The organism is Pollutimonas bauzanensis, from assembly GCF_900129885.1.
GTDB lineage: Bacteria > Pseudomonadota > Gammaproteobacteria > Burkholderiales > Burkholderiaceae_B > Pollutimonas > Pollutimonas bauzanensis.
Genome location: NZ_FQXE01000002.1, coordinates 1 through 26,589 on the forward strand (window position 1 = coordinate 1; position 26,589 = coordinate 26,589).

The following is a 26,589-nucleotide window of genomic DNA, read 5'->3' on the forward strand; positions in this document are numbered from 1 at the left end:
CCATGTCTGCATATCAACAGTTACTTTGGAGATGAGCCTGCACAGATTCTCAGAGTCATTCAGGACTGAGTGCCAAAACGCCCACACTGAGGGATCTATATCGTTAATATGAACATGGGAAGCAAACTCTTGAATGACCAGTTCCAAGGCAATCGATGCACCGCCAGCATACGGTTCAACGTAATGTCCGTCCATAAGGTCATTATGGCGAAATAATGCCTTTACATACTCGGTGAGTTTGGTTTTCCCCCCGGGATAGCGCAAGGGTGAGTGATAGCTAGACAACGGGCCTCCGCATTAAGTTCGACCCACTTTAGCAATTTCGAACGAGTTTGGCCAGCTGGTTGGGCCATCTAATTTAGACGTGGGCAATGTGCAACATAAATGGTGAAATGTTGTCCCAGATTGTCTTCAGTTCAGAGCCAAGGGGAGAGGCGTACCGACTGTGAACGAACGAATGCAAAGTAGTAATGCTCGTCGGCTGTGCCTGGTCGTCGGGCTCCGTGCTCGCTAACTTGTTAACGATGCCCTCTTGATTTTTATCGAATTTTCCCTGATCTTTAAGGTGTTTGGCGGTACTTCGTACCTTTTCTGCGAGCGTCGCTTGGTGCCTTGCCTTGACAATGGTGACGTTGTCACGTGCGATGAAATCATCTAGGCTAAGTTCGATGAAAGTGCGCAGGAGCACTGCAACTGCGTTTTCATAGTCCTCGACGGAAAGTCGCTTTAGCTCACGATAGATTTTGTTCAACCGCGGACTTTCCGAGCTCGTAGTAACTACGAAGCTCTTAGGAATGAGTGTGGATCGCTTGTCGTTCCTGGATCGCACTTTGGGTTCTGTCGCAGCCGGTTTGGATTCTGGCGCGGGCGCCAGATCGGGGTCTAGGGGCCAAAGGGTCTCCTCGTCAGGCAAACTCGGAAGTGAGGCGGCAGGGAACTGATCAAGGTATTTTTTTCTGTCCTGTTTCGACTTAAGCATAGAAACATTCCATGTTCCTGTGGCAAGGTCAGAGACTACTTGTTTGATCCCCTTTTCCAAGTCGCTAATCGCCACTGTAGACTGTAGCTTGCCCGCTGAAAGTTCTAGGCCGAGCGCCTTCCTGATTGCAGGATCGCCAAGAAGACGATTAAGCGTGGAGATAGGAAATGCCGCACGGTCGGTCAAATCCTCTTCTGTAAACCAGTCGTTGGCTTTTCCGAAGTCGAGCAAGTTCAGGCCTGCGTCACCCTTACGGAACCTCGCCCGTTGCGTACCGTCCCACGGTACCGTGCCGGCGCCTTCGTTCTCGCCAGTATGCTTTAGTGGTATCCAAATGTCTGCATCTTCGCGCGAATCAAACTGGACAGCCCCCACTTTATTGATCGTCGATTTATCTGCGCGTTTCGCTAATAGCTTCATCTTCTTGCAGAAGGCAGGGACCCCTGTACCCAGAGGTATTGCGTCGAGCAATACAGGTTTGTTTAACGCTTTCAATACCGCCGCTCGACGATTTCCCTCGAGAACGATGTACCGGTTATTTTCGGTTGCGATGACGGCAATAAGATCTATAGGATTTTGGCCGTTATTTACTATATGTTCGGCTAATGCTATGGTTTTTGTCGGATTATCAAGCAATATCCGCTCAAACGCTTCCCGCTGACTTTTTTGCGCAATATACCGAGGATTTTCCAAGTCAAAATCGAGCTTGCTTACGAGCACGGTAACGCTTGCCATTATTCATCCTCCCGGGTAATTACGATATTGAACCGGGACCAATGTATACGTTTAGCGATGAATTGTAAAATTTGGCAATTAATGTCCATTTGCACGCCAACCTCTATGGCAATTATTCCTGCATCATAGCGAAAGGGAAAAGGTAGCTAGCGAAGTTCGATTGGATGCATGGCGCACTTCGCCGCATCGGTATTCCCGGTCAGAGAGCAGTATTCTGGGCGCGGCGGAGCCAGATCCCGATGCTGTGTCATTGACAGGCCATCCCTAGCCTTTCGTGCCATATCAAAATTTTGGAGCAGAGTAGGCAGTCGAGCTCGGCGAAGAATTTGCTTGAGGCTTATCGAGTGCCCTTCGCCTTGAAACTGCCGTGCCGCCCAAATTATTTGGCGTTCAGTTTTGCTTTCGTTAGCCGCTTCAACTGCACGCCGAAGCCCAGGGTCACGTCTAATGGCACCCTGTGCTTGGCTACTGCTTAGCCCGGCCTTCTGGCCCAAAACTGCACCATTGATTCGCACGGGCCAGTCTTGCGCAGCAAGAATTTGCTGCAGCACCGCATGAAGCACTATGACACGTGAGGCGACGTTTTGAATGCGTCGTGCGGTTCTATGTTCTTTCTTCCGCACATCCAGCTCGTGCAGCTTATTTTTTAGCCACACCTCATCACGCAATGAAGCTCGCACGCCCGCCGGCGAATTCATTAGTCTTTCTCTGATTTTATCTCGAGAAAACTGCTGTTGCATGAATACTTCTATCAAGTTTTTTCTGTCTTGGCCGACGGTAGGATTGATGGTTGTAGTCACTACAAAGTTTTTACTTAGCCACTGTTCATCGAATAGTTTTAGGAACCAATAAAGCACTTTGCTGTTAGACGGTGAACAGCCTCGGTGTTCACTCATGAATTGGCGCATTCTTTGTCTGGCGACCTCGCGGGTTAACGTCTGCCTTACCATCTTGGGGCGTGGTGTGCTGTGCTCCGGACCGGGGAAGGTCCGATCGGCTAATTCCCTTGATATTTGCTTGAAGTCCAGATTAAGCGCAACCATGAGGGCGCAAAAATCAGAGGACCGTGCTACGGAAAAATAAGGTCGAAAAGTAACGACCGAGCGGTCATTTATATATAATCGTAACGGTTGGCCCAGTGGAGGTTGCTCTAATTCAAAGGCACTGCAGAGAATCTTTTTGTAGCTGTTGAGCCCATTTCTCTCGTTCATTTTCAGTTCGAAATAATGACGAATATCGGCATACGACCATTTCCGACATTCATTGTTTAAAGCAGCGACGCTAACGTCTACGAGCTGCTTATACATAGCGGGTATGGTCGGCGGTTGGATCTGTGATCGGCCTAAAGAGTAGCCGCAAGAACACTGCAGTTTAGGAAGGTCTAGCAATCGGGAGGATAAAGGCACGATTGTCTGATTACATTCGGGACATGCACTTAGCAGAATGCATCCATGAGAGGCGCAAACGAATACATTGGGAAGTTGGTGGATCCTGTGCCAGTAGGGTTCACCATACCGGCGGCAGTCATCGTCCAAACATGCAGGGCATAGACGCGCCGTATCTGCAAGGCCTGCCGTATGTTTGGATCCAGTTTGATGGATGCCGTGTGTTGTAGGTTTCTTCCGTTGGATTCTTATCTGGCGTGTAGGATTGCTAGCCATGGACTTATTGTCCAGATTTTCAGGTGAGTCGAACGCAAGCCAGTATGGAAGCGTTGTCAACTCCATCATGGCCGTAAAGTAATTCGTACCAAGTGCGTTCAGCAGGTTTTCGAGTTCATCGCTATAGCTGACCATGCCTAGCATGGGATGTTGCATGCGGCGATTGTGGATAGTTGCTTCTAAGAAAGGACGCCATGCTCCACTACCATTATGGTGGGCAAGTCGGGCAAGCCACGAACACAGAAGCTCATCGGGATAAGGTTGCAGGCGAAAGGGAAGTAGTGGCATGGCAAAAGTGATTAGGGTTATGACATATCTATTCCGCGCGATATTGCGTAAGCGCTAAGACTAGGCGTCCAATTCTTTAGTCCAGCCAGTCGTTGGATCCGCCAACGTGATCGCAGGAGACCAAGGCGCCTCAACTTATCAATCGCGAGATCAATGCGAAACTTTTGAAACTGTTCAATTGATTCCGACAATTCGATAAGAGTATTGTTAAGTGTGGGAAGTCGTTCACGGTTTGCTCTTACCATTGCTTCACGGTTCAGATGCCGCAGAATGAGCGTTGCACTGATCCGAGAGCGATTGATTCGAGTTCTTTCGTTCCTCACAAATTGTTGAGCCTGTTCGGCAAGGCTTTGATCACGTTTAGCCCAATCCACTTTGCTGTTTCTGGGACTAGTGAGGGCACGGGGTAATGTAGAGCAAACATCTTTAAGCCATTGCTGGTCATTGCGCCGAAGCCATGCATATGCGCCTGGCGCTGTGGCGCGAATCATAGTTACTCCTTTTGCGGGAAGTTTTTTGCACAAGGCTAACCAGTGCTGTCGATGCGTTATCCTTTCTGATTCGATTTTGTGGTCCGCGTGTAGCTGCTTGAGGCCTGGCGTGTGAGCGCGAATACGATAGGCTACGCTTATAGATACACTGTGCTTTTTCGAGATTTCCGCTATTGCTAATCCGGCGCACAAGTCTGTAACGATGGCCAAGCGGATCACTTCGGGAACCCTATGGCAGTGGCCCGGGTTGGTCATTTCGATGGTTTGTCGGCTTGCCGCCACCGCTGAGCTAGTGGACTCCAATCGTTCGGATGTGGCTTGGCCAAATTCCGTTTGATTCGAGAATGTGGTATCGCGACGAGGATGGCGCGGGACAACGATAGTTCGCCGCGGCAAGGTATCGTTTTCTTGGGTTCGCCACCTGTCGGCCATGTTGTTCTTCGACGGATTGAAGGTACCAAGGAATTTTTCAATAGAACCGAACAAAAACCGAATCAGAAGGAGATGGCAGATGGGATGGGATGATCGCTCGGGCCGTCTTAACGTTGAATAGAGCCAAAACAGGGGGTGGTTCGAGCTGGAAAGCAGTCTTTCGCGATGCTCGAACCCTTGAAACTGGTTGTAATATTCTCGGAGTGCGTCAGTCAGTGCAGGAAAATCAATTTTTCCGTGAGCCTTCTTAAAGCCTAGACTTAGAATTTTAGAAATGTAGACGAGGTTGAGGGCGCTTACGTCGCTGATATAGAGGTTTGCTTTAAGCAATGCCACTGACATTAAGGCTAGTTGGTAGTTGTGTGATTCGCGGGCTATGTAGGTCGGTTCAAAAGTGGAGGACCATGGGGACTGTTGCAGTTGCTGGCGATGTGACAAACAGCTAAGCCCAGAGAACACTTCGAGTTGAATGCCATGTACCGTACAGTACACAACGCCAGGGAGTTGATGACTTCGTTGCCAATACGTGCATCCATACTGTTTGGCCGTGCTCGTGTTGCAAAGCACGCAGTAGCGGGCTATGACTTGCGCACCGAAGCCATTGGCTACGCGCCCCAGCAGTGTCTTTACTCCCTGTCCACCTGTGCCACGAAATAGATGAACTAGTCGCGTGTCTCGGGAAACCGAAAGAAATGGCCTGTGATAGGGATATAACGTTGCACGATCAATGAGATCGTCGGCTGATTTAAATGGGGATCGCTCTCCCAGAGTGCGTTGTAATGCATCCAGTCCTGTTGGTAAATCAAGCACAGGTATGTGGCTGTCGCACCCAAATAGGAGAAGCATAAATTGGCGGGGTAACGTAAACGCGTTTAATGACCAAATACGCTGTAAGAAAGAATACAGGCATTCATCTGGAAGCAATTCAGGGATGAAGCACAGCGGGGCGTCCGATCTCGTTGTCAAGACATGGGCCGTTCGCATGGAGAGCGCCTTAGTCTAATGCCAGTGGATCTTCCATGGGCAATTTGATATCCGGGGCATGTTTTGAATGAATCTTATTTTTTGGTGTCCTGGCTTTACTTGACGTGCTTTTTCGTTCGGGACGGATGGTTTCGGCATGGCAATCTTCAAATTCGTCGATTCGATTAACTGGATTGTTGGCTGTATGTTCGTTCGCACCAAGTTGTTTTCTTAGATCACGATACTTGGCACTAAAAAGCAGATCATCAAAAACGCGTAATCTTTTAGGGTCGCGACTGGCTAGCGCTCGGATGGCCGGTTGCAGAAATGCCATATCAGTCGCTGATACTCGTTCAAAAGATTGTTCGTCAATAATCTCGCGTCCTCCGATCTCATTTCTTTGCGCGAGCATAAACGCCAGTGATGCAAACGCGGTGTTGCCGGCCGAAGATGTATGCCAGGCTTTCTTGATGCTGTCTGATAGCCTGCATTTGTTTCTTGTTAAGCTGTAGTCCCAGTAGACTTCGCAAAACTCGTCCCATTGAGGATCATTTTGCGACATGGGTTTGAAGATCGTTTCTCCACTAGACGACAGTTTACGTAAATTGCGCACGCTACCCTCAAGAACCGGTTGTACTGCTGGCGTGGCTAGCAAAAGTAGGCTGATTCCTAATCGCTCAATGACTTCACTGAATAGATTCAGCATAAATTCTGCATTGCTCCCTCGGGCATAGCGCAGATTCTGTACCTCATCGATCACGAGAAATCCTAGCGAGACAGCTGTCGCTACGTGATTCATCAGCGCCACCATGGGGGCTATTTGATGCACAGATCTGGCTTGCCTAACGTAGTTCGTGCCGAGGGCCTTATCGATTTCTTCGAAAAACTGCACACATAAGCTTCGCAGAGTGGCATCGTGAGGAACGCGAAGAACAACGAAGACGACTTGGTGGCATACAAGGCTTGTGCCTTGATAGCAGGTATGTGCAATGACCTGCGGATAGCGCATTAGAAAAGTCGTTGCAAAGGTCGTTTTTCCCATGCCGCTAATGCCCATGATGAGATGGCCCCTTGCGGATGAATTCCAGTCTCTAGGGAATGGCACGCCACTGCCCGTACCGCCTTGATGGGATGCCATGGCATGGCGTCGTTGTCGATCGATAACAGTAAGCGGGTTACGGCCAATATAGCTCTGGCGAATAATAGTCGCCAACGCTAACCCGGCCTTTTGGAACTCAGGGAAGGGATGGACGATGTCGTTCAAAATGGATAGTTCCATGATGCGGCTCACGTCACCGGCTTGCCTGTCTTTAGCGGTCGGCCTGGGAGGATAATGACTTAGCTCTGTTAAGAATTGTTCTTTTCGTTCTTCGAGCACAGGCAGTGCTTCGATGAAGGGATTGCCTTTAAAAGAACGAACGCCTGTCTCTTGATAATGTGCCGCCATGATATCGGTCACTCTCTACCCCTGTTTTTGCGGATAATTTCCAAGTTTTGCAGTCGCTCCTGTTCTTCAAGCGCTTCCCACGTTGGTTCAGATGTTGCTGGTACATGATCTCTTGCCGCTGATTTACCGGACAGAGCCTCTTTCATTTTGGTTGTTTCGTGTTGTCTCGCCAGGGAAAGATCAATTTGGCTGAGCTTATCGCGATTTACCGTGGGCATTGCGTTGAGGTTCTTTTTGGGAGTCTTTGCCACGTCGGCGACCTTTTTCCGAATACGCTGTATTTTGCTTTCGTGGTCAGCTCTTGCAAAGGCAAGCGCTGTTTGGTCGGCTAAGGCAGCTTCTTCATCTAGAGTGAGCGACATCAATTCTCCTGCCCCGCCAACGCCTAGCGAGAAATGAGCCCATTCTGGCGCCGAGGTTTCGATGAACAGTTCAGAGGGGTCTGTCCGGTCGATTCGCACTTCTACACGCTTTGGACGAGCGGCTGATCTAAACGCCAGCTCTTGGGCAGGCTCATTAACAGGATAATAGAGCCGACTACAATAGCGAATAACGCCTTTAGCGATGCTCGCATCATCTATTCCGAGCAGTAATCGCCGATAGTCACCGTCTGCTAAAGGCGGAGTGCGTAATCCCGTAATATTTTTGAGTCCCCATAGGTACGCTTCTTTTGGGGTTGGTGGCACGCCTGCCCGAGCTAGAGTGCGCCTTCTGCGTAGCGCCGAATGTGGACGGTTATTGTGGTCGTCAATAATTTCGATAACAGCTCTATATGCATCGGCAAGGGAATTGACAGCGGTAGCTTGTGCTTTTTTGGCTTCTCTTTTGGTAGGTGGGTCGAGCGGCCTATCGGCGTATGTGCCTTTTAGCTTCGACATAAACATACGGCGCTTTATTTCCCGAATCGTGCGTTCGACAATCGCTTTCCCATCTGGGCATAGCGGAGGCAGTGGCGTAAGCTCAATCCGTAAATCGTCGGTGACAACTTTTTCCATGGATCGACTCATGAAGTCCGATCCACGATCAGGGCAAAGTGTGGAAGGGAATCTCCCGATAGGCCAGCGCTCGTCGTCGATATCCACTCCCATTGAGGCAAAGCGCTTTGTGCGTGATGTAAACGCGATAAGTAAGGCGTACTGAACTTCACTCCATGATGGTGGACGCAGGGACAAATACACGGACACAACGAAACGGCTCCAGCGATCAATGATCAGGTAAATAATTGGCTTACCGACAGTGACGGGATTTTCTTCATCGGTTACTAAGAATATCCGCCCGCCCGTTGCATCGATTTCATAAACCTCACCTGGGCCGGCAGCCCTAACAGAACCCGTTCGTCCGGGATTACGTTCATACTTTCGAAGGTTTCGTGCCAGATCGTCAGTGAGCTGCAGATTTTCATTTACGTAGTATCGAAACTGACGCAGCGTTATGGGTTCCGGGTATCTGTTATCAATATACTGACTGAAAGTGTCCGGATGCCTACGTCGAAAATAAGTAGAAAGATATTCTTGATGAACCTCCGTGAAAAACGCCGGCCCCTTCCGTAGGCTTCCTTTAAGGCAGGCGAGCATGTCAGATATATCGTCGTCATCAATAATGAAATTGTTGCGTCCGAGTTCTGATGCCAGTGCCGGTTGCCGCCCTCGACGCATACTTGGCTGAGTTGACGGGGATTCGTTTTTCTCGCCTAGTGAGTAGGCGCGTGCTGCAGGCTTAGCCCCAGGCGGCAATGAAATTAAGGCAAGTCTTGTTCCGCCGAAATAGTAATAGCGCAGCACAAGTCGATAAAGGGTTAAGAAATTGACTCCCAACGTTTCGGAGCGATTGCGTATAAGCGAAGTGAAATGAGCCGACGAAAGATTTTCTTCATTTTTAAACGCATAGACCAACGGTTCGATGAGATTCCAGGCCGCTTCGATCGCTTCGGTGTGGTCATTTTTACGAAATTTGCCAATTCCTATGAATTGGTACGGCAGGCGTAGTTTCCCCCATTGGCCACCGTTATTTTCAATAAGATGGGTAACTTCGTTTGAAGAGATTCGTTTTGGCCGACGAGCGCTCCGCGCTTGTTGGGGTGTAGTCACCCATATTCCATATATGCAGCTGGTAAACACATGCGTGACTCTTAAATATTTGGGTTGCTGATTCCCCACGCGCAGTACCAGGCCTTCTGTGGGCGTTATGTTTCCTACCTTTTCGAACTCAATGGGTATTTTGGACATTGCGAAGCACCAATGGCAAATTAAGAGCCAACCCATGGCTTAAGGAAATGGGTATGAGTCCGCTCCATGCACAGAAACGGAAAGTGTCGTGTCCCGAATTAATTGGTAGGTGTAATCGTTGGCATACATCGTGGACGATTTCATCTAGTAGGGTGTTCCGTCGGTAGATATCGAGGAAGCATGCCGCAAACCGTATCGCTTGAGGATAGTCGGGTATATGTCGATGTAGAAACCAGGCCCGCATGAACCTGAGGTTTTTAAGCAATGTATCGTCGAATGCGGATGTGTCTACGAGCGTCCAAGGAATATTGTGTTCGGCACACCAACGATGCTCGACGGCCAAGCGGTTCAGTACAGAAGGATTGGTTGCATCATTTGGGGTTTTGATGCTTGCGGCACGAAAATAAGGTTTTCCGTCTATAAGTTCGGTAACCATGAAATCGATGGTGAACGGCTCGGGATAAAAGCCCTTATGAGGATGGCGGACACCTAATTCTTCACATAACTCGAGCGTGCGCGTTATCTCGAGGATTGGGAATTGCTCGCGACAGTCCTGGGTAGTGCGTCTACGTTCTAGCAGAAAGAAGTAGGTGGTTTCGATCTTTGAAAGTAAATGGACAGATCGGGACGTTCGAATTCCTCTAACTATGCTGGAGGTCCCACGAGAGGGGACATCCCGGACTCTAAGCCATGGCTTGTACGCGGCATGTACTCCCAGCCCTTGACCACGGCGGAGCCTATTCCGAAAGTGCGGCATGTAAAGAGAGACGTCTGTATCCCATTCCATGGCACATAATGGCAAAACTCCATATTAATTGCAATAAATATCCGCAATATTAGGGAGTTAAAGGCCGTGCACCTATGCATAGGGCAGGCCTACGCGTTCTCGGTTTTCAACAATCCCATGACCAAGCTGCTGGGCATTACGCAGCCCGCCGCGGGCGACTGGGATCTTCCCACGCTGGGCTGGATTTTCAGCCTGGCCATCGTGTTCCTCGGCCTGTCGGCCGCTTTCGCCGGCAAGTGGCTGGAAGAAGTCGGGCCGCGCAAAGCCATGTTCGTGGCGGCGTGCTGCTTCGGCGGCGGCTTCCTGGTGGCGTCCGCCGGGATAGCCTTGCACCAGATATGGCTGGTATACCTCGGATACGGGGTGCTAGGCGGCATAGGCCTGGGCATAGGGTATGTATCGCCGGTATCCACGCTGATCAAGTGGTTCCCCGACAAGCGCGGAATGGCGACCGGCATGGCCATCATGGGCTTTGGCGGCGGCGCCTTCATCGCCTCGCCGATGTCGGTGGCGCTCATGAAGCACTTCCAGACCCCGACATCGGTAGGCGTGGCGCAGACCTTTGTCGTCATGGGCGTGCTGTATTTCATCTCGATGATGATAGGCGCCTGCGCCATACGCATTCCGGCGGCCGGCTGGAAACCCGCCGGATGGACCCCTCCGGTGACCCAGAACGCCATGATCACGCGCAACCACGTGCACATCGACCAGGCCATCAAGACCCCGCAGTTCTGGCTGCTGTGGTGGGCGCTTTGCCTTAACGTCACGGCCGGCATCGGCGTGCTGGGCCAGGCGTCGGTGATGATCCAGGAAAGCTTCAAGGGCGCCATCACTCCGGCCGCCGCGGCCGGCTTCGTGGGCGTGCTGTCGCTGGCCAATATGCTGGGGCGCTTCTTCTGGTCCTCGGTGTCCGACTATATCGGCCGCAAGAACACCTATTACCTGTTCTTCGTGCTTGGCGCGATTCTTTACTTCCTGGTGCCCGGCATGGGTTCGGCGGGCAACGTGGCCCTGTTCGTGCTGTTCTACGCGATCATCATTTCCATGTACGGCGGCGGGTTCTCCACGGTGCCGGCCTACCTGGCGGACCTGTTCGGCACACGCTATGTGGGCGGAATACACGGCCGCCTGCTGACCGCCTGGGCCGCCGCGGGCGTGTTCGGCCCGGTTCTGGTCAATTACATACGCCAATACCAGGTCGATCACGGCGTGCCCCCCGCCCAGGCCTACACCAGCACGATGTATCTCATGGCCACATTGCTGATCGTGGGTTTCGTCTGCAATCTGCTCGTGCGCCCGGTGGCGACGCATCACCACATGAGCGGCGACCAGCCCGCACTGACCCCCGCCATGGCCGGCAAATAATCAAGGAGACTCTTCATGGAACAACGCAGCACGACCTCGCCCCTTCTTCTCATTGTTTTCTGGCTGTATGTCGGCGTGCCGCTGGCCGCAGGCATCTGGGAAACGCTGGTCAAGGCAAGCGCCTTGTTCAAATAGGCGCAATCCGGTCCGCCGCTACGCGGCGGCGCTGTTCACCTCGCGGCCCGCATGCTGCTGGCGGCAAAAAAACAACCCACCTCAATGGTGGGTTGTTTTTTGCCGCCTGGCCGCCCCAACGCAAATTTGGGCCTTGCGGCGAGCCGGCCGGTTCAGGGCTTGTCGCCTTCCTTGACGCGGTACACCAGTACCGCCGTCTTGGCCAGGCCCAGCACTTTGACGGTAACGCTGCCCAGCAGCAGGCGCGACAAGCCGCTGCGCCCATGGCTGCCGATGAAAATCAGGTCGCAGCCTTCGTCCTCGGCGGCCTGCACCAGGCCGTCGGCCACGTTGAAATTCGAAACCGCCTTGCCGGTGGCCTTGACGCCAGCCGTTTCGGCGCGGTCGAGCACCGCCTTCAAGTACTTCTGCGCCTGCTCCTGCGCCGTTTTATCGTAATCCTCGTCCGTAATGGCATAGGCGGCGGCCATGCCGTCGAAACCCACCGTCGCCGCAAAAGGCTGGGTCACATAAAGCGCGACGATTTCGGCGCCTACTTCGCGGGCAAAGCACACACCTTTATTAGCGGCCTGTGCCGACAATGCCGACCCGTCGGTGGGAATCAGAATTTTCTTGAACATGGTGTTGCCCCTTTGTTATCGGATATGCCAAGCTTAACCGCAAGTGTCTGGAAAAAATAGCGGGTATATACGCTTGGAGTTGATGTAAATCAAAGAGCCGTAGCCGCCTTGAAGAGATGCGAGCAGCGGGTGCCGGTACGGCAATAAGCCAGGATGGGCGCAGGAAGCTCTTTGAGCAATACGGCAAAACGGGCTACGTCTTCCGGCGTCATGGCGCCGCTGACTACGGGCTGATATTCGACCGCCAGCCCGGCGGCGCGGGCCGCCGCGATAACGTCGGCCGAGGACGGCTGATCGGGGCCGCCTTCGAGGTCGGGACGGTTGATGATCACGCTTTTGAAGCCGGCATCGGCCACGGCCTGCATATCGTCGGGCGACAATTGCGGAGCGACCGCGAAAGTATCGGTAAGCGCATTGATGGGAACAGACATGGATGACTCCTGGTGTTTATACTAGCCAAGGGATGGCCCGCACACGACCCGCGCCTTGCGCGGGGCTGGTTCAGGCCGCCTCTAACGTTTCTATCGAGGAAAATAGTATGACCAGCGCGAACATAGCGCAAGTACCGGGCCGATCGGCTCCGATCACCGGCGCCTCGCCGCACACGGCCTTGATCATTCGTGATGCTGCGCCCGAGGACATGGCGGACGTGCAGCGCATCTACGCGCACCACGTCCTGCATGGTACGGCAACTTTCGAAGAAGTGCCTCCGACCGTCGACGATATGCTGGCGCGGCGGACCCATGTGGTGGCATCGGGCATGCCTTACCTGGTCGCGGTGCTCGACAATGAGGTAGCGGGATACTGCTATGCCGCGCAGTACCGGCCGCGGGTGGCCTACCGCTATACGATAGAGGATTCCATATACCTGGCCGAAGGCCAGGCGGGCAAGGGCCTGGGCAAGGCTTTGCTGTCGGCGCTTATCGAACGTTGCGAGCAAGGGCCGTGGCGGCAGATGATAGCCGTCATTGCCGGCAACAATAACCTGAGCTCGATAGGCTTGCACCGCAGCATGGGATTCACGCATGCGGGCACTCAACTTGCCACCGGCTTCAAGTTCAATCAATGGATAGATGTAGTGTTCATGCAGCGCGCGCTGGGGCCGGGCAGCGGAACACCTCCGGACCGCTAGGCTGGCATCGGCATCGGCGCTGGGGCTATTGCTGCTGTGCTTGTTCCCTTGACGTGCGCCGTTCTCGATGTTTCGGCGCGGACGCCTGCGCCAATTGACGGCGGGCCTGTTTTTTCATAAGATCACTATTAGATGAATCTTATGTATTCAATACTTCAACAACCCCGCCCTTTCACCCCGTCCCGCAGGAACCCCGCCACATGGACCGATCCGAACTCTGTACCGAAGAAGAAATAAGCGCCCTGGTATACGGCTTCTATGACCGGGTGCGGGCGGACGCCACCCTGGGCCCCGTGTTCGACACCCATATCGACGACTGGGACCGGCACCTGGGCATCATGGTCCGGTTCTGGTCCTCCCTGCTGCTGGGCACGGGGTCCTACAGCGGCGCGCCCATGCCCAAGCACATTGCCCTGCCGGACCTGGCCGCCGGCATGTTCAGGCAATGGCTGGCCCTGTTCCACGAAACCACCGAAACCCTTCCCAACCGCATGCTGGCCGCGCGCGCCGAAGAATACGCCGAGCGCATCGCGCGCAGCTTATGGTACGGCTATCAAATCAACAATCAACCCAACCGCATTCCCTCGGAGCTGGCGCATGGCTGACCTCCTGCAAATCGAAGAACGCGACACGGCCTGCGCCAACCGGCCCAACATGGCCGCATTCCTCGGCCTGGGCTTCCGCCCCCTGTATATCGCCGGGGCGGGCTGGGCGCTGATATCCATCGCACTGTGGATTTTCGCGCCGCAGTTCATCGGCCAGCCGCTGTCGGCCGTTGCCTGGCACGCCCACGAAATGCTGTGGGGCTTCATCGCCACCATTGCGGTGGCCTTCCTGCTGACCGCCAGCGCCACCTGGACGGGGTTCAATCCCTTGAAGGGCGCGCCGCTGGGGATGGTCAGCCTGCTGTGGGTCATCGCCCGCCTGGGTTTCCTGTTTGGCGGCGGGGCGGGATTCTGGGTGGCCGGCATCGCCGAACTGGCCTTTTTCGCCATCAGCGCGGCCTGCCTGATGCGCGTCATGATCAAAGGCAAAAGCCGCCGCAATTACGGGATTCCATGGCTGGTGCTGGGACTGGGCATCGCCGACGTCCTTTACCTGCAGGCGGCGCTCAAGGGCGACTACATCCTGCTCATGCAGCGCTTCGACCTCGGCATGATCTGCATGGCGGTCATTGCCTTGCTGATCGCCCGGCGCGTCATCCCCTTCTTTTCCATGCGCATGGTGCCGGGGCTCGAACTCCCCATGCAAGCGCGCAGCGGCCAGGCGCAGCTGGCGATAAGCGTGCTGGCCATTGCCCTGGGCATCGCCGGCCTGGCGCAGTACATGGCCGCCGCGCTCGCCGTCGCGGGAGTCATCAGCCTGTGGCAAGTCGCCAGCTGGAAGCCCCTGGCCGTCATGCACAAACCCATGCTCTGGATACTGTACCTGGGCTATGTCGCCCTCGGCGCGGGGCTGCTGTTCGCCGCCTTCCACGCCAGCGGCCTGGGCGCCGGCGCGCTGGCGCGTTCGGCCGTGCACGTGCATATCATAGGCATGGGCGGCTTTGGCCTGCTCATCATCGGCATGCTGACGCGCACCGCCCTGGGGCATCTCGGGCGCCCGCTGGCGCTGGACCGCAGCATGTTGGCCAGCTACTTCCTGATGATGGCCGCGGTCGCGCTGCGCCTGGCGGCGCTGTGGCCTTCGGCCGCCAGCGGCTGGCTGCTGCAGGCGGCCGCGTCGTGCTGGATACTCGCCATGGGCCTGTACCTGTGGCGCTTCGTGCCCATGCTGATACGCCCGCGCTATACCCCGCCGCCCGCTGCGGCGGCGCCGGCCGCGGGCAAGGCGGTCAACATGGCCTTGAAGGGCAAAGCGTCATGAAAACCTTGGGATGGGGCACCGCATGCGCTTGACCACCATGACCGACTACGCGATGCGCTTGCTGATGTATGTCGGCAGGCATCCCGACCGCTTGTGCACCATTTCCGAAATCGCCCAGGCCTACCAGATCTCCGAGCCGCATCTCATGAAAATCACCCACAGGCTGGCGCAGCAGGGCTGGATCGTAACCCTGCGCGGCAAGAATGGCGGCATGCGCCTGGGCCGCCGCCCCGAAGACATCTGCCTGGGCGCGGTGGTGCGCGATACCGAAAACGATCTCGCGATCGTCGAATGTTTCGTGAGCGGCAACAACTGCACCTTGAGCGGCCGCTGCGGCCTGACGGGCATCATCGAGGGCGCGCTGCAGCAGTTTCTGCAGCACCTGGACGGCTACACCCTGGCCGACATCCTGCCCGAGCCGGCCAATTGCGGCGCGGCCCCGGCGGAACATGCCGTCAAGCTGGTGAACATGAACTGAATTCAGCTGTCGAAGTGGCGCAACAGCTTGATCAGCAAGGGGCGCACGGCGCGCAGTTCCTCGAGGTGGGCTGTGGCCAGGACAGCCAGTTTTTCCTCGCCCAGCGGGGTCAGCGCCACGCGCACCCGCCGGCGGTCTTCGGGGTCCCGGAAACGCAGCAGTAGGTCCATGCGGACCAGCCGGTTGATGAGCTCGACCGCGCTGTGGTGGCGCAGCAGCAGATGCTCGGCCACCTCGCCCACGCTGGGCGGCGACAATATGCTCAAGGCCTTGATGATCAGCAAGGCCTGGTGCTGCTGCGGCCTGAGGCCGGCCTCGATGGCGGCCGATTCGCTGAACACCATGAAGCGCCGCAAGGCCAGGCGGAACGTGGCCAGCGCCTGATAATCGCCGGCTGTGGGCGTGCCGTCCAGGCTTTTCGAAGGATTGTTATAGGACGTCATAGGCCCGGGCCGGCATGTTCAGTGTCTACACGAGGTCGCAGCGCACCGTTATCGGGTGCGCGCGCAAGACCGAAACCACCGTGTCGTCAACCTTGCCTTCGACATCGGAAATGACATAGCCGATCGGGCCGCGCGTCTGCAATTGCTGGCTGACGATATTCAGCCCATGCTCGGCCATCAGGTTGCTCAGCGTGCCCATGGCGCCCGGCAGGTTGCGGTGCACATGCAGGATGCGCGCCGTGCCGGCGATTTCCTGGTAGGGGATTTCGGGAAAGTTGACAGCGCCCTTGGTGGTCCCGCTCAACACGAAGCGCAGCAGCTTCTCGGCGACTTCGCGGCCGATATTTTCCTGGGATTCCTGCGTGCTGCCGCCGATATGCGGCGTAAGAATCACATTGCGCATGCCGATCAGCGGGCTGTCCAGGGGTTCGTTGGCGCTTTTCGGTTCGGTCGGGAAGACGTCTATCGCCGCGCCGGACAGGTGCCCGGACTCCAGGGCGTCGTGCAAGGCGTCTATGTCGACCACCGTCCCGCGCGAGGCGTTGATGAGTATGGCGCCCGGCTTCATGGCGGCGATGGTGGAGGCGTCCATGATGTTCCGGGTGGCCTTGCCGCCGGGGACATGCAGAGTGACCACATCGGACTGCGCAAGCAGCTTCTTGAGCGCCGTGCTGGCCCGCGCGTTGCCCAGCGGCAGCTTGGCTTCGACGTCGTGGAAGATGACCCGCATGCCGGCGGCTTCGGCCAGCGTGCCGACCTGCGAGCCGATATTGCCGTAACCGATGATGCCCAGCGTCTTGCCGCGCGCTTCGAATGCGCCGTCGGCGGTCTTGTCCCAGTGGCCGTGGTGCACGCGGTCGTTTTTCTCGGGGATGCGGCGCAACAGCAAAATGGCTTCGCCCAGCACCATCTCGGCGACCGAGCGCGTATTGGAGAAAGGCGCGTTGAACACCGGCACGCCGTGCAGCATGGCCGTGTCCAGGTCGACCTGGTTGGTCCCGATGCAGAAGCAGCCGATCGCCCGCAGGTCGGGCGCGTCCGACAGCAAGGCCGCGTCAAGGTGGGTGCGCGAGCGAATGCCCACGAGATTGGCGCCGCGCAAGGCTTCGCGCAGCGCGTCCGGGGGCAGCGACGAGGCGTGCGCGACGACATCGTCGAAACCGGCGGCGGCGAACACTTCTTTGGCGCTGGGATGTATGTTTTCAAAAAGGACTATACGGGTCATGAATCAAGGCTCCGGCAAACGGCAAAGCACCATTGTGACGCATCTTGGCGGTAAACACATGCTCAGCCCCTTGCGCAGCAGGGACAACACCCCCAGCGCTATTGAAATGATTCCCGCAGCGCCAGCAGCCGGGGCTCGCCGCGCGCGGGCGCTGGCGCCGGCTGGGCCGGCTCGTCGGCGATCTTGAATACGCTGACCGCCGCGACCAGGTGGTCGGCCTGGTCCTGCAGCGAGTGCGCCGCGGCGGCAGCCTCCTGGACCAGGGCGGCATTCTGCTGCGTGACTTGATCCATCTGCGCGACGGCCTGATTGATCTGCTCGATGCCGGAGGACTGTTCGTGGCTGGCCATGGTGATTTCGCCCATGATGTCGGTCACCCGCTTGATGCTGCCCACGATCTCTTCCATGGTCCGGCCCGCCACGCCCGCCAGCTCGCTACCCGCCCCCACCTGGCCCACGGACTCGCCGATGAGATCCTTGATTTCCTTGGCCGAGGCCGCCGAGCGCTGGGCAAGGCTGCGGACTTCCGAGGCGACCACGGCAAAGCCGCGCCCCTGTTCGCCCGCGCGAGCCGCCTCGACCGCCGCGTTCAAGGCCAGGATGTTGGTCTGGAAGGCGATGCCGTCGATAATGCCGATGATGTCGACGACCTTGCGCGAGGACACGTTGATGGAGGCCATGGTGTCCATGACCTGCTGGACGACCGCGCCGCCCTTGACCGCCACGTCGGACGCGGACAAGGCCAGCTGATTGGCCAGCCTGGCATTGTCGGCATTCTGCGTTACCGTGCTGGTAAGCTGTTCCATCGAGGCGGCGGTCTGTTCCAGCGAGCTGGCCTGCGCTTCCGTGCGCGCCGACAAGTCGGTGTTGCCCGCGGCTATCTGGCTGGAGGCGATGGCAATGCTGTCGGTGCCGTGGCGCACCTGGGCGACGATGCCCGCCAGACTGCTGTTCATGGCGCCCAGCGCCTGCAGCAGCTGCCCGGTCTCGTCGCTGCCCTGCGCTTCGATGATGGAGGTCAGGTCGCCGCGGGCCACGGTCTGGGCGATTTTCAGGGAACGGTTCATCGAGCCGACGATGGTGCGCGTGACGAGCATGGCGATCCAGAGCGCCAGCGCGGCGAACGCGGCGATCAGCCCGGTCACCAGCCATAGCGTCTGCTGCCTGTCATGCACCCGTTCGACAAGCGCCTGGTCGAGGGCGCCGAAGGCGACCCCGATGAGCTCGAACTGCGCGTCTATCGCCTTGCTCATCACTGCGAAGTATTCCTGCGCCGGGAAATCCAGCTGCTGCGCCTGCACGATTTTCTCGTCCGGCAGCCTCAGGCCCTGTTCGGCCGCCGTCCGCGCCGCGGCCAATGGCCGGGCTATGGTTTCTTTCAGGCCGGGATCGGCCGCGGCGGCCTTGCCCAATGCGCTGTGCGAGTTCTGGAAAGCATATTGGGCCACGCTGCCCAGCACATTGATGCGCACCCTGTCGGCCGGCGTGGCGCTGCCCTTGACCAGAAGCGCCGAGCCCAGCGCCCGGGCCTGGCCGAGGTTTTCCGTCAGTTGCGGCAGGTCGCCGAGCACGGCGCTGATCATGTGGTGGCTGCCGGCATCGGGATCCAGCGCCAGCCCGGAGATATCGACGATGCTTTCCAGCAGGCCCAACTGCTGCCCCACCAGCGCCGTATGCCGCGCGAAGCTTTCAGGCCCGCTGATGGACTTGCCGCCCACGGCGCGAGCCAGCGCCTGCCAGTCACGCTTGATTTTTTCGACGCTGGCCAGCGGCGCGGTATCGCCCAGGCTGGCCGACACCGCGGCCGCCGTCGCCGCAAGCGCCTGGTCGAGCTCGCCCTGCTTGCTTTGCCGGGCGGCGCCCAGGGCGCTGTCGCCCGCCAGGAAGCCCGCCGACATCCCGCGATGCTGCTGCGTGAGCTGGATGAGCTTGAGCACCGCGCCGGAGGGCGCGATCCCGGCGGCTTCGGCGCGCGCCGCGCTCACTGAGTCCAGGTGCGCCTTGACAACCAGCACCGTGGGGATAGCCAGCATCCCCAGAGCCAGGACGCCAATGAGGGCGAACTTCTGCCACATTCTCAAATTGGCCATGAGGGCTTGCATGCTTTCAATCCTTTTCTTATGACATTCCGGAAAGCGCTTGTCTCGACGCGAGGAGGAATAGAAGGAAATTGTAAGCTCGCCGGCTCCCTACTGCCGGCGTAACCGCCAGGCGATTACGCCGCTCATTGATCTTTATCAATTCGCGGGCTTATCGCCCCACCGCGTAGGCCTGCATCAGGCGCGGCGAGGCCGCGGCATGCAGCAGGCCGTCGGGGTCGCGCGATGCCGCGGTCAACCGGCCTATGCTCCACTCGGGCGCCTCTTCCACCTGGTGGCCGCGCTGCCGCAAGGCGTCTAGCACCCGCTGGCCGACCGAGGTTTCTATGGTGATATTGCCCGGCTTGCGGCCGCGCGGATAAAAGGAACTGGGAAAATGCTGCGTATGGAACAGGGGGGTATCGATGGCCTGCTGCAAGTTCATGCCATGGTGCAGGTGCCGCAGGAACAGGGCAAGCTGCCATTGCTCCTGCTGATCGCCCCCGGGCGTCCCCAAGACCATGTAAGGCGCCCCGTCCTTGAAGACGAAGGTCGGGCTGAGCGTCGTGCGCGGCCGCTTGTTGGGCGCCAGCGTGCCCGGCAGCCCCTCTTCCAGCCAGAACATCTGCGCCCGCGTATTCAGGCCGAAGCCCAGCTCGGGGATGACGGGCGAGGACTGCAGCCATCCTCCCGAAGGCGTGACCGTAATCATATTGCCCCAGCGATCGATGGCGTCGATATGCGTGGTGTCGCCTCTTTTGGCCGACAGGATGGGATTCGCCCGGTCCATGGCCGAAACGATGGCGCCTTCGGTATTCGGCTGGGACAAGCGTTGCAGCGTGGCGTTGACGCGCTCCACCTGCGCTTCGTAGCCGGGAATGACGCCCGGACGCAATTCATTGGACGCCCGCTCGCCGATAAGCCGGCTGCGCTCCCGGCTATAGTCGTCGGACAAGAGCGCGGACATGGGAACATCGACGAACTCGGGATCGCCGTAATAGGCTTCCCTGTCGGCAAAGGCGAGTTTCATCGCCTCGATCAGCAGATGTATGAAGAGCGGGTCCTGCGCCTGCAGGTCCGCGATGCCGGTATGCTTGAGCAGGGCCAGGGTCTGCAGGAAGACGGGCCCCTGGCTCCACGGGCCCGCCTTGGCGACCGTCATGTTCTGGTACTGATACTGCAGGGGCGCTTCGTAGCTGGCCGACCAGCGCGCCATGTCGTCGCCCGTGATGACGCCCCGGTGCGGCGCGCCGCTTTCATCCATGATCTCGTTGCCCGCCGCGTACCGGTCTATGGCCTGGGCCACGAAACCCCGGTAGAACACTTGCCTGGCCTTCTCAATCTGGCGGACGCGGTCGCCGCCCACCGCTTCGGCCTCCGCCAGCAGGCGGGTCCAGGTGCCCGCCAGCGCCGGATTGCAAAAGAGCCGGCCAGCTTGCGGCACGGCGCCCTTGGGCACATACACGGCCGCGGACGTGGGCCAGTGCGTTTCAAAGAAATCCTTCAGGCTGGCTATGGTGTTGGACACGCGCGGCATCATGGGATGGCCGCGCAGCGCATAATGGATGGCCGGCTCCAGCACCTCGCGCAGCGACTTGGTGCCGTGGTCGCGCAACAGTATCATCCATGCATCGAAGGCGCCGGGAACCACGGTGGCCAGCAAGCCGTTGCCGGGGATGAGCGCCAGGCCCTGCGCGCGGTAATGTTCCAGCGTCGCCCCGGCCGGGGTGGGCCCCTGCCCGCACAATACCTCCACCTGTTTCGTCCGCGCCGAATAGAAAATGCCCGGCACCTCGCCGGCCGGGCCCACCAGGTGCGGCTCCACCACATGCAGGGTGAAGGCGCTGGCCACGCAGGCGTCGAAGGCATTGCCGCCGCGCTCCAGCATGGCCATGCCGACCGAAGAGGCAAGCCAGTGCGTTGACGTGACGACACCGAAAGTGCCGGCGATTTCTGGACGAGTGGTGAACATGGGAAACCCCGCTATGGTTGGGCCAGCGTCACGCCCTTCAAGCGCACCAGCCCGTCTGGATAAGGCACGAAGCCTTGCACCCGCTTCTGCACGCCGAACGTCCATGGCAGGTAGTAGGTATAGAAGATAGGCAGCTTGCTGCGCATCTGTTCCAGGAACTGCCCATACAGCGCCTTGCGTTTGGCGGTGTCCAGTTCCTGGCGGGCGTCGTTGAGCTGCTTGTCCATGGCCGCGTCGCAGAACTTGCCGTCGTTCAGGCTGCCTTTGCACGACACATACTGGAACACATTGCCGCTGGGGTCGACGCGCCCGGACCAGCCGGCCTGCGCCAGCTCGAAATCCCCGCGCGCCATGGTCGATTGCAAAGCCGCGAATTCCATGGGGCGCAGGCTGATGTCGAAGCCGGCCTCGCTGCCCATGGCCTGTATCAGTTCGAAGCCCTGCTGCATGATCGTGTTGTTGCCGTAGGAGATCTCGACCTTGACCCGGTCGAAACCCGCCTGCTTCAACAAGGCGCGGGCCTTTTCGACATCGCGGCCCTGGCGTTCGACACCCTTGTCGTAGGCGAAGCTGGCCGGGGGAAAGGGCTGGAAGGCGGGCTGATACAGGCCCATGCCCACCACCTGGTTGAGGGCGTCCCGGTCTATGGCAAGATCAAAGGCCTGCCTGACGCGGGCATCCTTGGCGAAGGGATTGTCGGCGCGCGGGCCATTGGCGAAATTGACCGAGAGGGCCTGGAAGCCCAGGCCGGTGACCGGCCTGAAGACCAGATTGGGATCGTCCCTGATCGTTTGCGCGTCGCTGGGCGCAAGGCGCTCGGCGATATCCAGCCCGCCGGAGCGCATATTGTTCAGGCGCACGGTGGCGTCCGGCACGGGGCTGAAGATCACGGTATCGAAATGATAGTCTTGCGCATCCCAGTATTGCGGGAATTTCTCCAGGGTGATGTGATCGTTCTGCACCCTTTCCTTGTAGCGGTAGGGCCCGGAACACACCGGGTTCTTGCCGGGGTCCTTGTCGAAGCTGGCGGGCGACTGCATCATTCCGGCGCGGTCCGACAATTGCGACAGCAAAGAGGCATCGGGCTCGGTCAGATGCAGGACCACCGTCCTGGCGTCGGGCGCGTCGACGCTGGCCAGCGTGGCGAGTTCGCTTTTGCGGTTGCTGTCCGGCAGGTTCTTGGCGCGCTCCAGGTTGGCCTTGACCGACGCCGCGTCGATGGGCGTGCCGTCGTGATACACCGCCTTGTCGCGCAAGGTGAATTGCAGGGTCTTGTTGTCCGGCCAGGACCATGAAGTCGCCAATTGCGGCACGAACTCGAGATTCGGCGCGATATCGACCAGCTTGTCGCACAGGGAGGCGAACACGATGCGGCCGACAAAGGTTCGCGCGCGCGCCGGATCGAGCTGGTCCGGGTCGTCCTGCAGCCCTATGCGCAGCGTGGTCTGGCTGAACGCGGTGGCGGACAGCAGCAGGCCGGCCACTGTCGCGAGCTTGATTGCGGTTTTATGCATGATGGAACTCCAATATGAACAGAGGCTGCGCTTTGAATATCAATAAACACCGACGGGATGGCGCGCGACGAAATGCCCCTCGCTTACCCGTACCAGGGGCTGGACCACCGGCTCGTCGTTGACGCTTCTGACGACGCTGGGGATCTCATCGACCAGCAGGGAATGGGCGCGATGGCGATAAGCCGGGTCGGCTATCGGCACGGCCGCCATGAGCTTCTTGGTGTAGGGGTGCTGGGGGTCCTCGAAAATGGCCCGCCGCGGGCCGATTTCCACGACCTGCCCCAGGTACATGACCACTACCCTATGGCTGATGCGCTCGACCACCGCCATATCGTGCGAGATGAACAGAATCGCCAGGCCCAGCTCGCGCTGCAAGTCCAGGAGCAAGTTGACGATCTGGGCCTGTATCGAGACATCGAGGGCGGACACCGATTCGTCCGCGATCACGACCCGCGGATTCAATGCCAGGGCCCGGGCTATGCAGATCCGCTGCCGCTGCCCGCCGGAGAATTCATGCGGATAGCGGTCTATCATTTCGGGCGTAAGGCCGCACTTCTCCATGAGCCAGCGCACGCGCTCGGCCGCCGCGCGGCCCTTGGCCACCCCGTGTATCAGCAGCGGCTCCATGATGGAATAGCCTATCGTCACGCGGGGGTCCAGGGAGGCGAAGGGGTCCTGGAAGATGAACTGGATATGCCGGCGCAATGCCTGCATCTGGCTGCCGCGCAGCAGGCTCACGTCCTGGCCTTCGAACAGAATCCTGCCGCCGCGTATGCGTTCCAGCTGCGCCAGGGAACGCCCGGTGGTGGTCTTGCCGCAGCCGGACTCGCCCACGATCGCCAGGGTCTCGCCGGGATAGAGGTCGAAGCTGACCTGCTCGACCGCGTGCACCCGGTGCCTGACGCGGCCGAAAAGGCCGCTGGCGATATCGAATTGCGTCACGAGCTTGTCCACTTGCACCAGCGGGCCCGCATCGTAGCGGGCCGTGCTGGCCTGCTGCGCGGGCGGCGGCGCGGGCTGTTGCGACGCGGCGTAGTCGAGCAGCACGAAGGGCGCGGGCTCGCTGCTGCCTTTCATCGACCCCAGCCTGGGAACCGCCGACAGCAAGGCGCGGGTATAGGGATGCCGGGGCTGGTGGAACAAGCCTTCTGAATCGTTTTCCTCCACCTTGTCGCCCCGGTGCATGACCATGACGCGGTCGGCCACCTCCGCGACCACGCCCATGTCGTGGGTGATGAACACCACGCCCATGTCCATGTCCTGCTGCAGCTGGCGGATCAATTGCAGTATCTGGGCCTGTATGGTCACGTCCAGGGCCGTAGTGGGCTCGTCGGCGATCAGCACCTGCGGCTTGCACGACAAGGCCATCGCGATCATGATGCGCTGGCGCATGCCGCCCGACAACTGATGGGGGTAGCGGTCCCGCACGGCCCCGGCGTCGGGAATGCGCACGGTCTCGAGCAGGCGCAGCGTTTCCGCCCGGGCCGCCGCCTTGTCCAGCCCCTGATGCAGCTGCAGGGCTTCGGCGATCTGCACGCCCGCGGTAAAGCTGGGATTCAGCGAGGTCATGGGCTCCTGGAAGATCATGGCGATATCGGCGCCGCGCACCTTGCGCATTTCCTGCTCGGTCGCGGCGGCCAGGTCCAGCAGGCTGCCGTCGCGCCTGCGCAGCAGCATCTCGCCTTGCGTGATGCGGCCGTTGCCGAACTCGACCAGGCGCATCAGCGACAGCGATGTCACCGACTTGCCCGAGCCCGATTCGCCCACGATAGCCAGGGTCTCGCCCCTGCCGACATGGAAGGACAGGTCTCTTACCGCCTCGACCGTCCTTTCCGGCGTCTTGAAACTGACCGTCAGGCCCTCGACCTGGATGACGCGCTCGTCTTTCATCGTCCGCATATCGTCAGTGATCCTGGCGCGGGTCCAGCGCGTCGCGCAGGCCGTCGCCCAGCAGGTTGAATCCGAAGACCACAAGGAAAATCGCCGAGCCCGGGAATATGGACATCCACGGCGCCTGCGTCATGAAGTTCTTGGCCGTGTTCAGCATGGAGCCCCAGGACGGGTTGGGAGGCTGCAGCCCCAGGCCCAGGAACGACAGGCTGGCTTCGGCAATGATGGCGCTCGCGATCATGATGGTCGCCTGCACAATGAGCGCCGGCATGATGTTGGGCAGGATATGGCGCAGCACAATGCGCGTATTGGACGCCCCCAGGGAGCGCGTGCTTTGCACATAGTCCTCATTCTTGATCGCCAGCACCTGGCCGCGCGCCAGGCGTATGAAAAGAGGCGCCGCCGACACCCCGATGGCTATCATGGCATTGACCAGGCTGGGGCCCAGGAATGCCGCCAGGGCGATGGCCAGGATCAGGAAGGGGATGGACAGCAAGGCTTCGGTGGCGCGCGAAATACAGCCGTCGACCAAGCCGCCGAAATAGCCCGCCAGCAAGCCGAAAGGCACGCCCACCAGCAAGGCGATCAGGACGGAGCACATGCCCGCCAGCAGGGAAGCCCTGGCCCCGAACACCAGGCGGCTCAGGATATCGCGCCCCAGCTCGTCGGTGCCCAGCCAGTGCGCCGCAGTCGGGGCCTTGCGTATGGCGCTGAAGCTGACCTGCGCCGGATCGTAGGCGGCGATGAAGGGGGCGAACAAGGCCACCAGCATGAAAAACAGCACGATGGCCGCGCCCAGCATGGCCGAGCGGTTGCGCTTGAATTTGCCCCAGGAACGGTTGCCGCGCCGCCCGGGCGGCGGCGGCGCCAATGTTGCGGTCGCGGCTTGCGCAGTCATGCATACCTCAGGCGTGGGTTGATCAGGATATAAAGCACATCGGCGACCAGGGTCAGCACGATGAAGCCCACCGCGATGCACAGCACCACGCCCTGCACCACGGCGTAGTCGCGATTGAACACGGCGTCGACCAGCAGCTTGCCGAACCCCGGTATGCCGAAGATCTGCTCGGTCAGCACCGCGCCGGCCAGCAGTTCGCCGAACAGGATGGTCACCAGGGTCACGATGGGCATCAGGGCGTTGCGCAAGGCGTGGCGCAAGACCACGATGCGCTCGGAGGCGCCCTTGGCCCGGGCCGTGCGGACATAATCGGCGCTGAGCGCTTCCAGCATGGCCGAGCGCGTATGGCGCATCAGGTAGGCGCTGATCGCCGTGGACAATACCAGCGAGGGCATGAGCATGGTCTTGAGCGATAGCCATAAATCTGTGCCCGGCGGCACATACCCCGAGGCGGGCAGCCACTTGAGCCACACCGAAACTATCATGATGAGCACTATGCCCAGCCAGAAGTTGGGTATGGACATGCCCGACAGCGCGAAGAGATTGGCCCCGAATTCGATGCGGCTGCCCTTGCGCACCGCGGCCAGGATGCCCAGCGGTATGCCTACGAGTATCGCGAAGAACATCGCCATGACGGCCAACTGGATCGTCACCGGCAGTTTCTGCCTGACCAGCGTCGTCACGGGAATATCGGTGCGCAGCGAGACGCCCAGGTTGCCCTGCCCCACCTCCTTGACCCACGCGAGGTACTGCACCGGGAGGGGATCGTTCAAGCGATATTTATCGCGCAGGAATTCCAGGACGGCGGGATCCCTTTCCTCCCCGGCCATGGCCAGGACAGGATCGCCGGGCAGGATTTTCTGCAAGCCGAATATCACCATCGATACCAGGATCAAGGTGGGTATCGCGACGATGATGCGGCGCAAGATTAGTTTGAACATGCAAAGGGACCCGGCCGTGCCGCC

At 58.7% G+C, this 26,589-nt stretch carries 22 protein-coding genes and 3 pseudogenes; 6 read left to right on the plus strand and 19 right to left on the minus strand.

Features of this window, described 5'->3' with window-relative positions; translation table 11 throughout:
• The 9 genes and pseudogenes from BUB23_RS03190 to BUB23_RS27760 form a co-directional block, all read right to left on the minus strand.
• On the minus strand, nucleotides 1-285 hold a 285-nt coding region (locus tag BUB23_RS03190; protein WP_143160862.1), incomplete at its 3' end, for a DNA adenine methylase.
• 73 nt (nucleotides 286-358) lie between these two features.
• Complete coding sequence (locus tag BUB23_RS03195) at nucleotides 359-1,714, minus strand: hypothetical protein (protein ID WP_073101668.1); 1,356 nt, start codon at nucleotides 1,712-1,714, stop codon at nucleotides 359-361.
• Nucleotides 1,715-1,860: 146 nt separating this feature from the next.
• Nucleotides 1,861-3,021 carry a hypothetical protein gene (locus BUB23_RS27255; RefSeq protein WP_245801145.1) on the minus strand — a complete coding sequence of 387 codons (1,161 nt, stop codon included), beginning with the start codon at nucleotides 3,019-3,021 and terminating at the stop codon, nucleotides 1,861-1,863.
• Nucleotides 3,022-3,165: 144 nt separating this feature from the next.
• Nucleotides 3,166-3,663, minus strand: a pseudogene (locus BUB23_RS27750) (TniQ family protein); the annotation flags it as partial.
• Between the two features lie 17 nt (nucleotides 3,664-3,680).
• Nucleotides 3,681-4,922, minus strand: coding sequence for a TnsD family Tn7-like transposition protein (locus BUB23_RS03205; RefSeq protein ID WP_245801146.1), 1,242 nt, complete (start codon nucleotides 4,920-4,922; stop codon nucleotides 3,681-3,683).
• A gap of 138 nt (nucleotides 4,923-5,060) precedes the next feature.
• Nucleotides 5,061-5,570 (minus strand): annotated as a pseudogene (locus BUB23_RS27755) (TniQ family protein); the annotation flags it as partial.
• A gap of 10 nt (nucleotides 5,571-5,580) precedes the next feature.
• Complete coding sequence (locus BUB23_RS03210) at nucleotides 5,581-7,008, minus strand: ATP-binding protein (RefSeq protein ID WP_073101671.1); 1,428 nt, start codon at nucleotides 7,006-7,008, stop codon at nucleotides 5,581-5,583.
• Nucleotides 7,005-9,221: a DDE-type integrase/transposase/recombinase gene (locus tag BUB23_RS03215; protein ID WP_178372258.1), complete on the minus strand. Its 2,217-nt coding sequence runs from the start codon at nucleotides 9,219-9,221 to the stop codon at nucleotides 7,005-7,007. The genes BUB23_RS03210 and BUB23_RS03215 overlap by 4 nt, the downstream gene beginning before the upstream one ends.
• Nucleotides 9,202-10,008, minus strand: coding sequence for a TnsA endonuclease N-terminal domain-containing protein (locus BUB23_RS27760; RefSeq protein WP_073101673.1), 807 nt, complete (start codon nucleotides 10,006-10,008; stop codon nucleotides 9,202-9,204). The genes BUB23_RS03215 and BUB23_RS27760 overlap by 20 nt, the downstream gene beginning before the upstream one ends.
• Nucleotides 10,009-10,071: 63 nt before the next feature.
• Between BUB23_RS27760 and BUB23_RS03225 the strand changes: the two are divergent.
• Together BUB23_RS03225 and BUB23_RS27145 are read left to right on the plus strand one after the other, a co-directional pair.
• Nucleotides 10,072-11,373, plus strand: a pseudogene (locus tag BUB23_RS03225) (L-lactate MFS transporter); the annotation flags it as partial.
• A 15-nt stretch (nucleotides 11,374-11,388) separates the two neighbouring features.
• On the plus strand, nucleotides 11,389-11,508 hold the full coding sequence (locus BUB23_RS27145; protein WP_218598861.1) for an MFS transporter small subunit: 120 nt from the start codon (nucleotides 11,389-11,391) through the stop codon (nucleotides 11,506-11,508).
• Between the two features lie 152 nt (nucleotides 11,509-11,660).
• On the opposite strand, the gene BUB23_RS03230 is transcribed toward BUB23_RS27145, so the two are convergent.
• Together BUB23_RS03230 and BUB23_RS03235 are read right to left on the minus strand one after the other, a co-directional pair.
• Complete coding sequence (locus tag BUB23_RS03230; RefSeq protein ID WP_073101675.1) at nucleotides 11,661-12,128, minus strand: universal stress protein; 468 nt, start codon at nucleotides 12,126-12,128, stop codon at nucleotides 11,661-11,663.
• An 89-nt stretch (nucleotides 12,129-12,217) separates the two neighbouring features.
• Entirely contained in the window at nucleotides 12,218-12,559 is a 342-nt protein-coding gene (locus tag BUB23_RS03235) for a protein tyrosine phosphatase family protein (RefSeq protein WP_073101676.1), read from the minus strand.
• Nucleotides 12,560-12,666: 107 nt separating this feature from the next.
• On the opposite strand from BUB23_RS03235, the gene BUB23_RS03240 reads away from it, so the two are divergent.
• The 4 genes from BUB23_RS03240 to BUB23_RS03255 all read left to right on the plus strand — a co-directional run bounded on the left by BUB23_RS03240 (nucleotide 12,667) and on the right by BUB23_RS03255 (nucleotide 15,604).
• Nucleotides 12,667-13,260 carry a GNAT family N-acetyltransferase gene (locus tag BUB23_RS03240; protein WP_073101677.1) on the plus strand — a complete coding sequence of 198 codons (594 nt, stop codon included), beginning with the start codon at nucleotides 12,667-12,669 and terminating at the stop codon, nucleotides 13,258-13,260.
• Nucleotides 13,261-13,460: 200 nt separating this feature from the next.
• A complete protein-coding gene (locus tag BUB23_RS03245) occupies nucleotides 13,461-13,865 on the plus strand; it encodes a group III truncated hemoglobin (RefSeq protein WP_073101678.1) in 405 nt (134 codons plus the stop codon).
• Nucleotides 13,858-15,126, plus strand: coding sequence for an NnrS family protein (locus tag BUB23_RS03250; protein WP_073101679.1), 1,269 nt, complete (start codon nucleotides 13,858-13,860; stop codon nucleotides 15,124-15,126). The genes BUB23_RS03245 and BUB23_RS03250 overlap by 8 nt, the downstream gene beginning before the upstream one ends.
• A gap of 22 nt (nucleotides 15,127-15,148) precedes the next feature.
• Entirely contained in the window at nucleotides 15,149-15,604 is a 456-nt protein-coding gene (locus tag BUB23_RS03255; RefSeq protein WP_073102151.1) for an RrF2 family transcriptional regulator, read from the plus strand.
• 2 nt (nucleotides 15,605-15,606) lie between these two features.
• On the opposite strand, the gene BUB23_RS03260 is transcribed toward BUB23_RS03255, so the two are convergent.
• The 8 genes from BUB23_RS03260 to BUB23_RS03295 all read right to left on the minus strand — a co-directional run bounded on the left by BUB23_RS03260 (nucleotide 15,607) and on the right by BUB23_RS03295 (nucleotide 26,565).
• On the minus strand, nucleotides 15,607-16,047 hold the full coding sequence (locus tag BUB23_RS03260) for a MarR family winged helix-turn-helix transcriptional regulator (RefSeq protein WP_073101680.1): 441 nt from the start codon (nucleotides 16,045-16,047) through the stop codon (nucleotides 15,607-15,609).
• A 25-nt stretch (nucleotides 16,048-16,072) separates the two neighbouring features.
• Complete coding sequence (gene serA, locus BUB23_RS03265) at nucleotides 16,073-17,272, minus strand: phosphoglycerate dehydrogenase (protein ID WP_073101681.1); 1,200 nt, start codon at nucleotides 17,270-17,272, stop codon at nucleotides 16,073-16,075.
• Between the two features lie 98 nt (nucleotides 17,273-17,370).
• Nucleotides 17,371-19,374 (minus strand): methyl-accepting chemotaxis protein, encoded by a 2,004-nt coding sequence (locus tag BUB23_RS27535; RefSeq protein ID WP_073101682.1) that lies wholly within the window; start codon nucleotides 19,372-19,374, stop codon nucleotides 17,371-17,373.
• A gap of 148 nt (nucleotides 19,375-19,522) precedes the next feature.
• Nucleotides 19,523-21,322, minus strand: a complete 1,800-nt coding sequence (locus BUB23_RS03275; RefSeq protein ID WP_073101683.1) for a gamma-glutamyltransferase family protein — start codon at nucleotides 21,320-21,322, stop codon at nucleotides 19,523-19,525.
• Nucleotides 21,323-21,333: 11 nt separating this feature from the next.
• Nucleotides 21,334-22,836, minus strand: a complete 1,503-nt coding sequence (locus tag BUB23_RS03280; RefSeq protein WP_073101684.1) for an ABC transporter substrate-binding protein — start codon at nucleotides 22,834-22,836, stop codon at nucleotides 21,334-21,336.
• Between the two features lie 39 nt (nucleotides 22,837-22,875).
• Nucleotides 22,876-24,726, minus strand: a complete 1,851-nt coding sequence (locus BUB23_RS03285; protein WP_143160890.1) for a dipeptide ABC transporter ATP-binding protein — start codon at nucleotides 24,724-24,726, stop codon at nucleotides 22,876-22,878.
• 13 nt (nucleotides 24,727-24,739) lie between these two features.
• Nucleotides 24,740-25,624: an ABC transporter permease gene (locus BUB23_RS03290; RefSeq protein WP_073101686.1), complete on the minus strand. Its 885-nt coding sequence runs from the start codon at nucleotides 25,622-25,624 to the stop codon at nucleotides 24,740-24,742.
• Nucleotides 25,621-26,565, minus strand: a complete 945-nt coding sequence (locus tag BUB23_RS03295; protein ID WP_073101687.1) for an ABC transporter permease — start codon at nucleotides 26,563-26,565, stop codon at nucleotides 25,621-25,623. The genes BUB23_RS03290 and BUB23_RS03295 overlap by 4 nt, the downstream gene beginning before the upstream one ends.
• Nucleotides 26,566-26,589 lie beyond the last annotated feature (24 nt).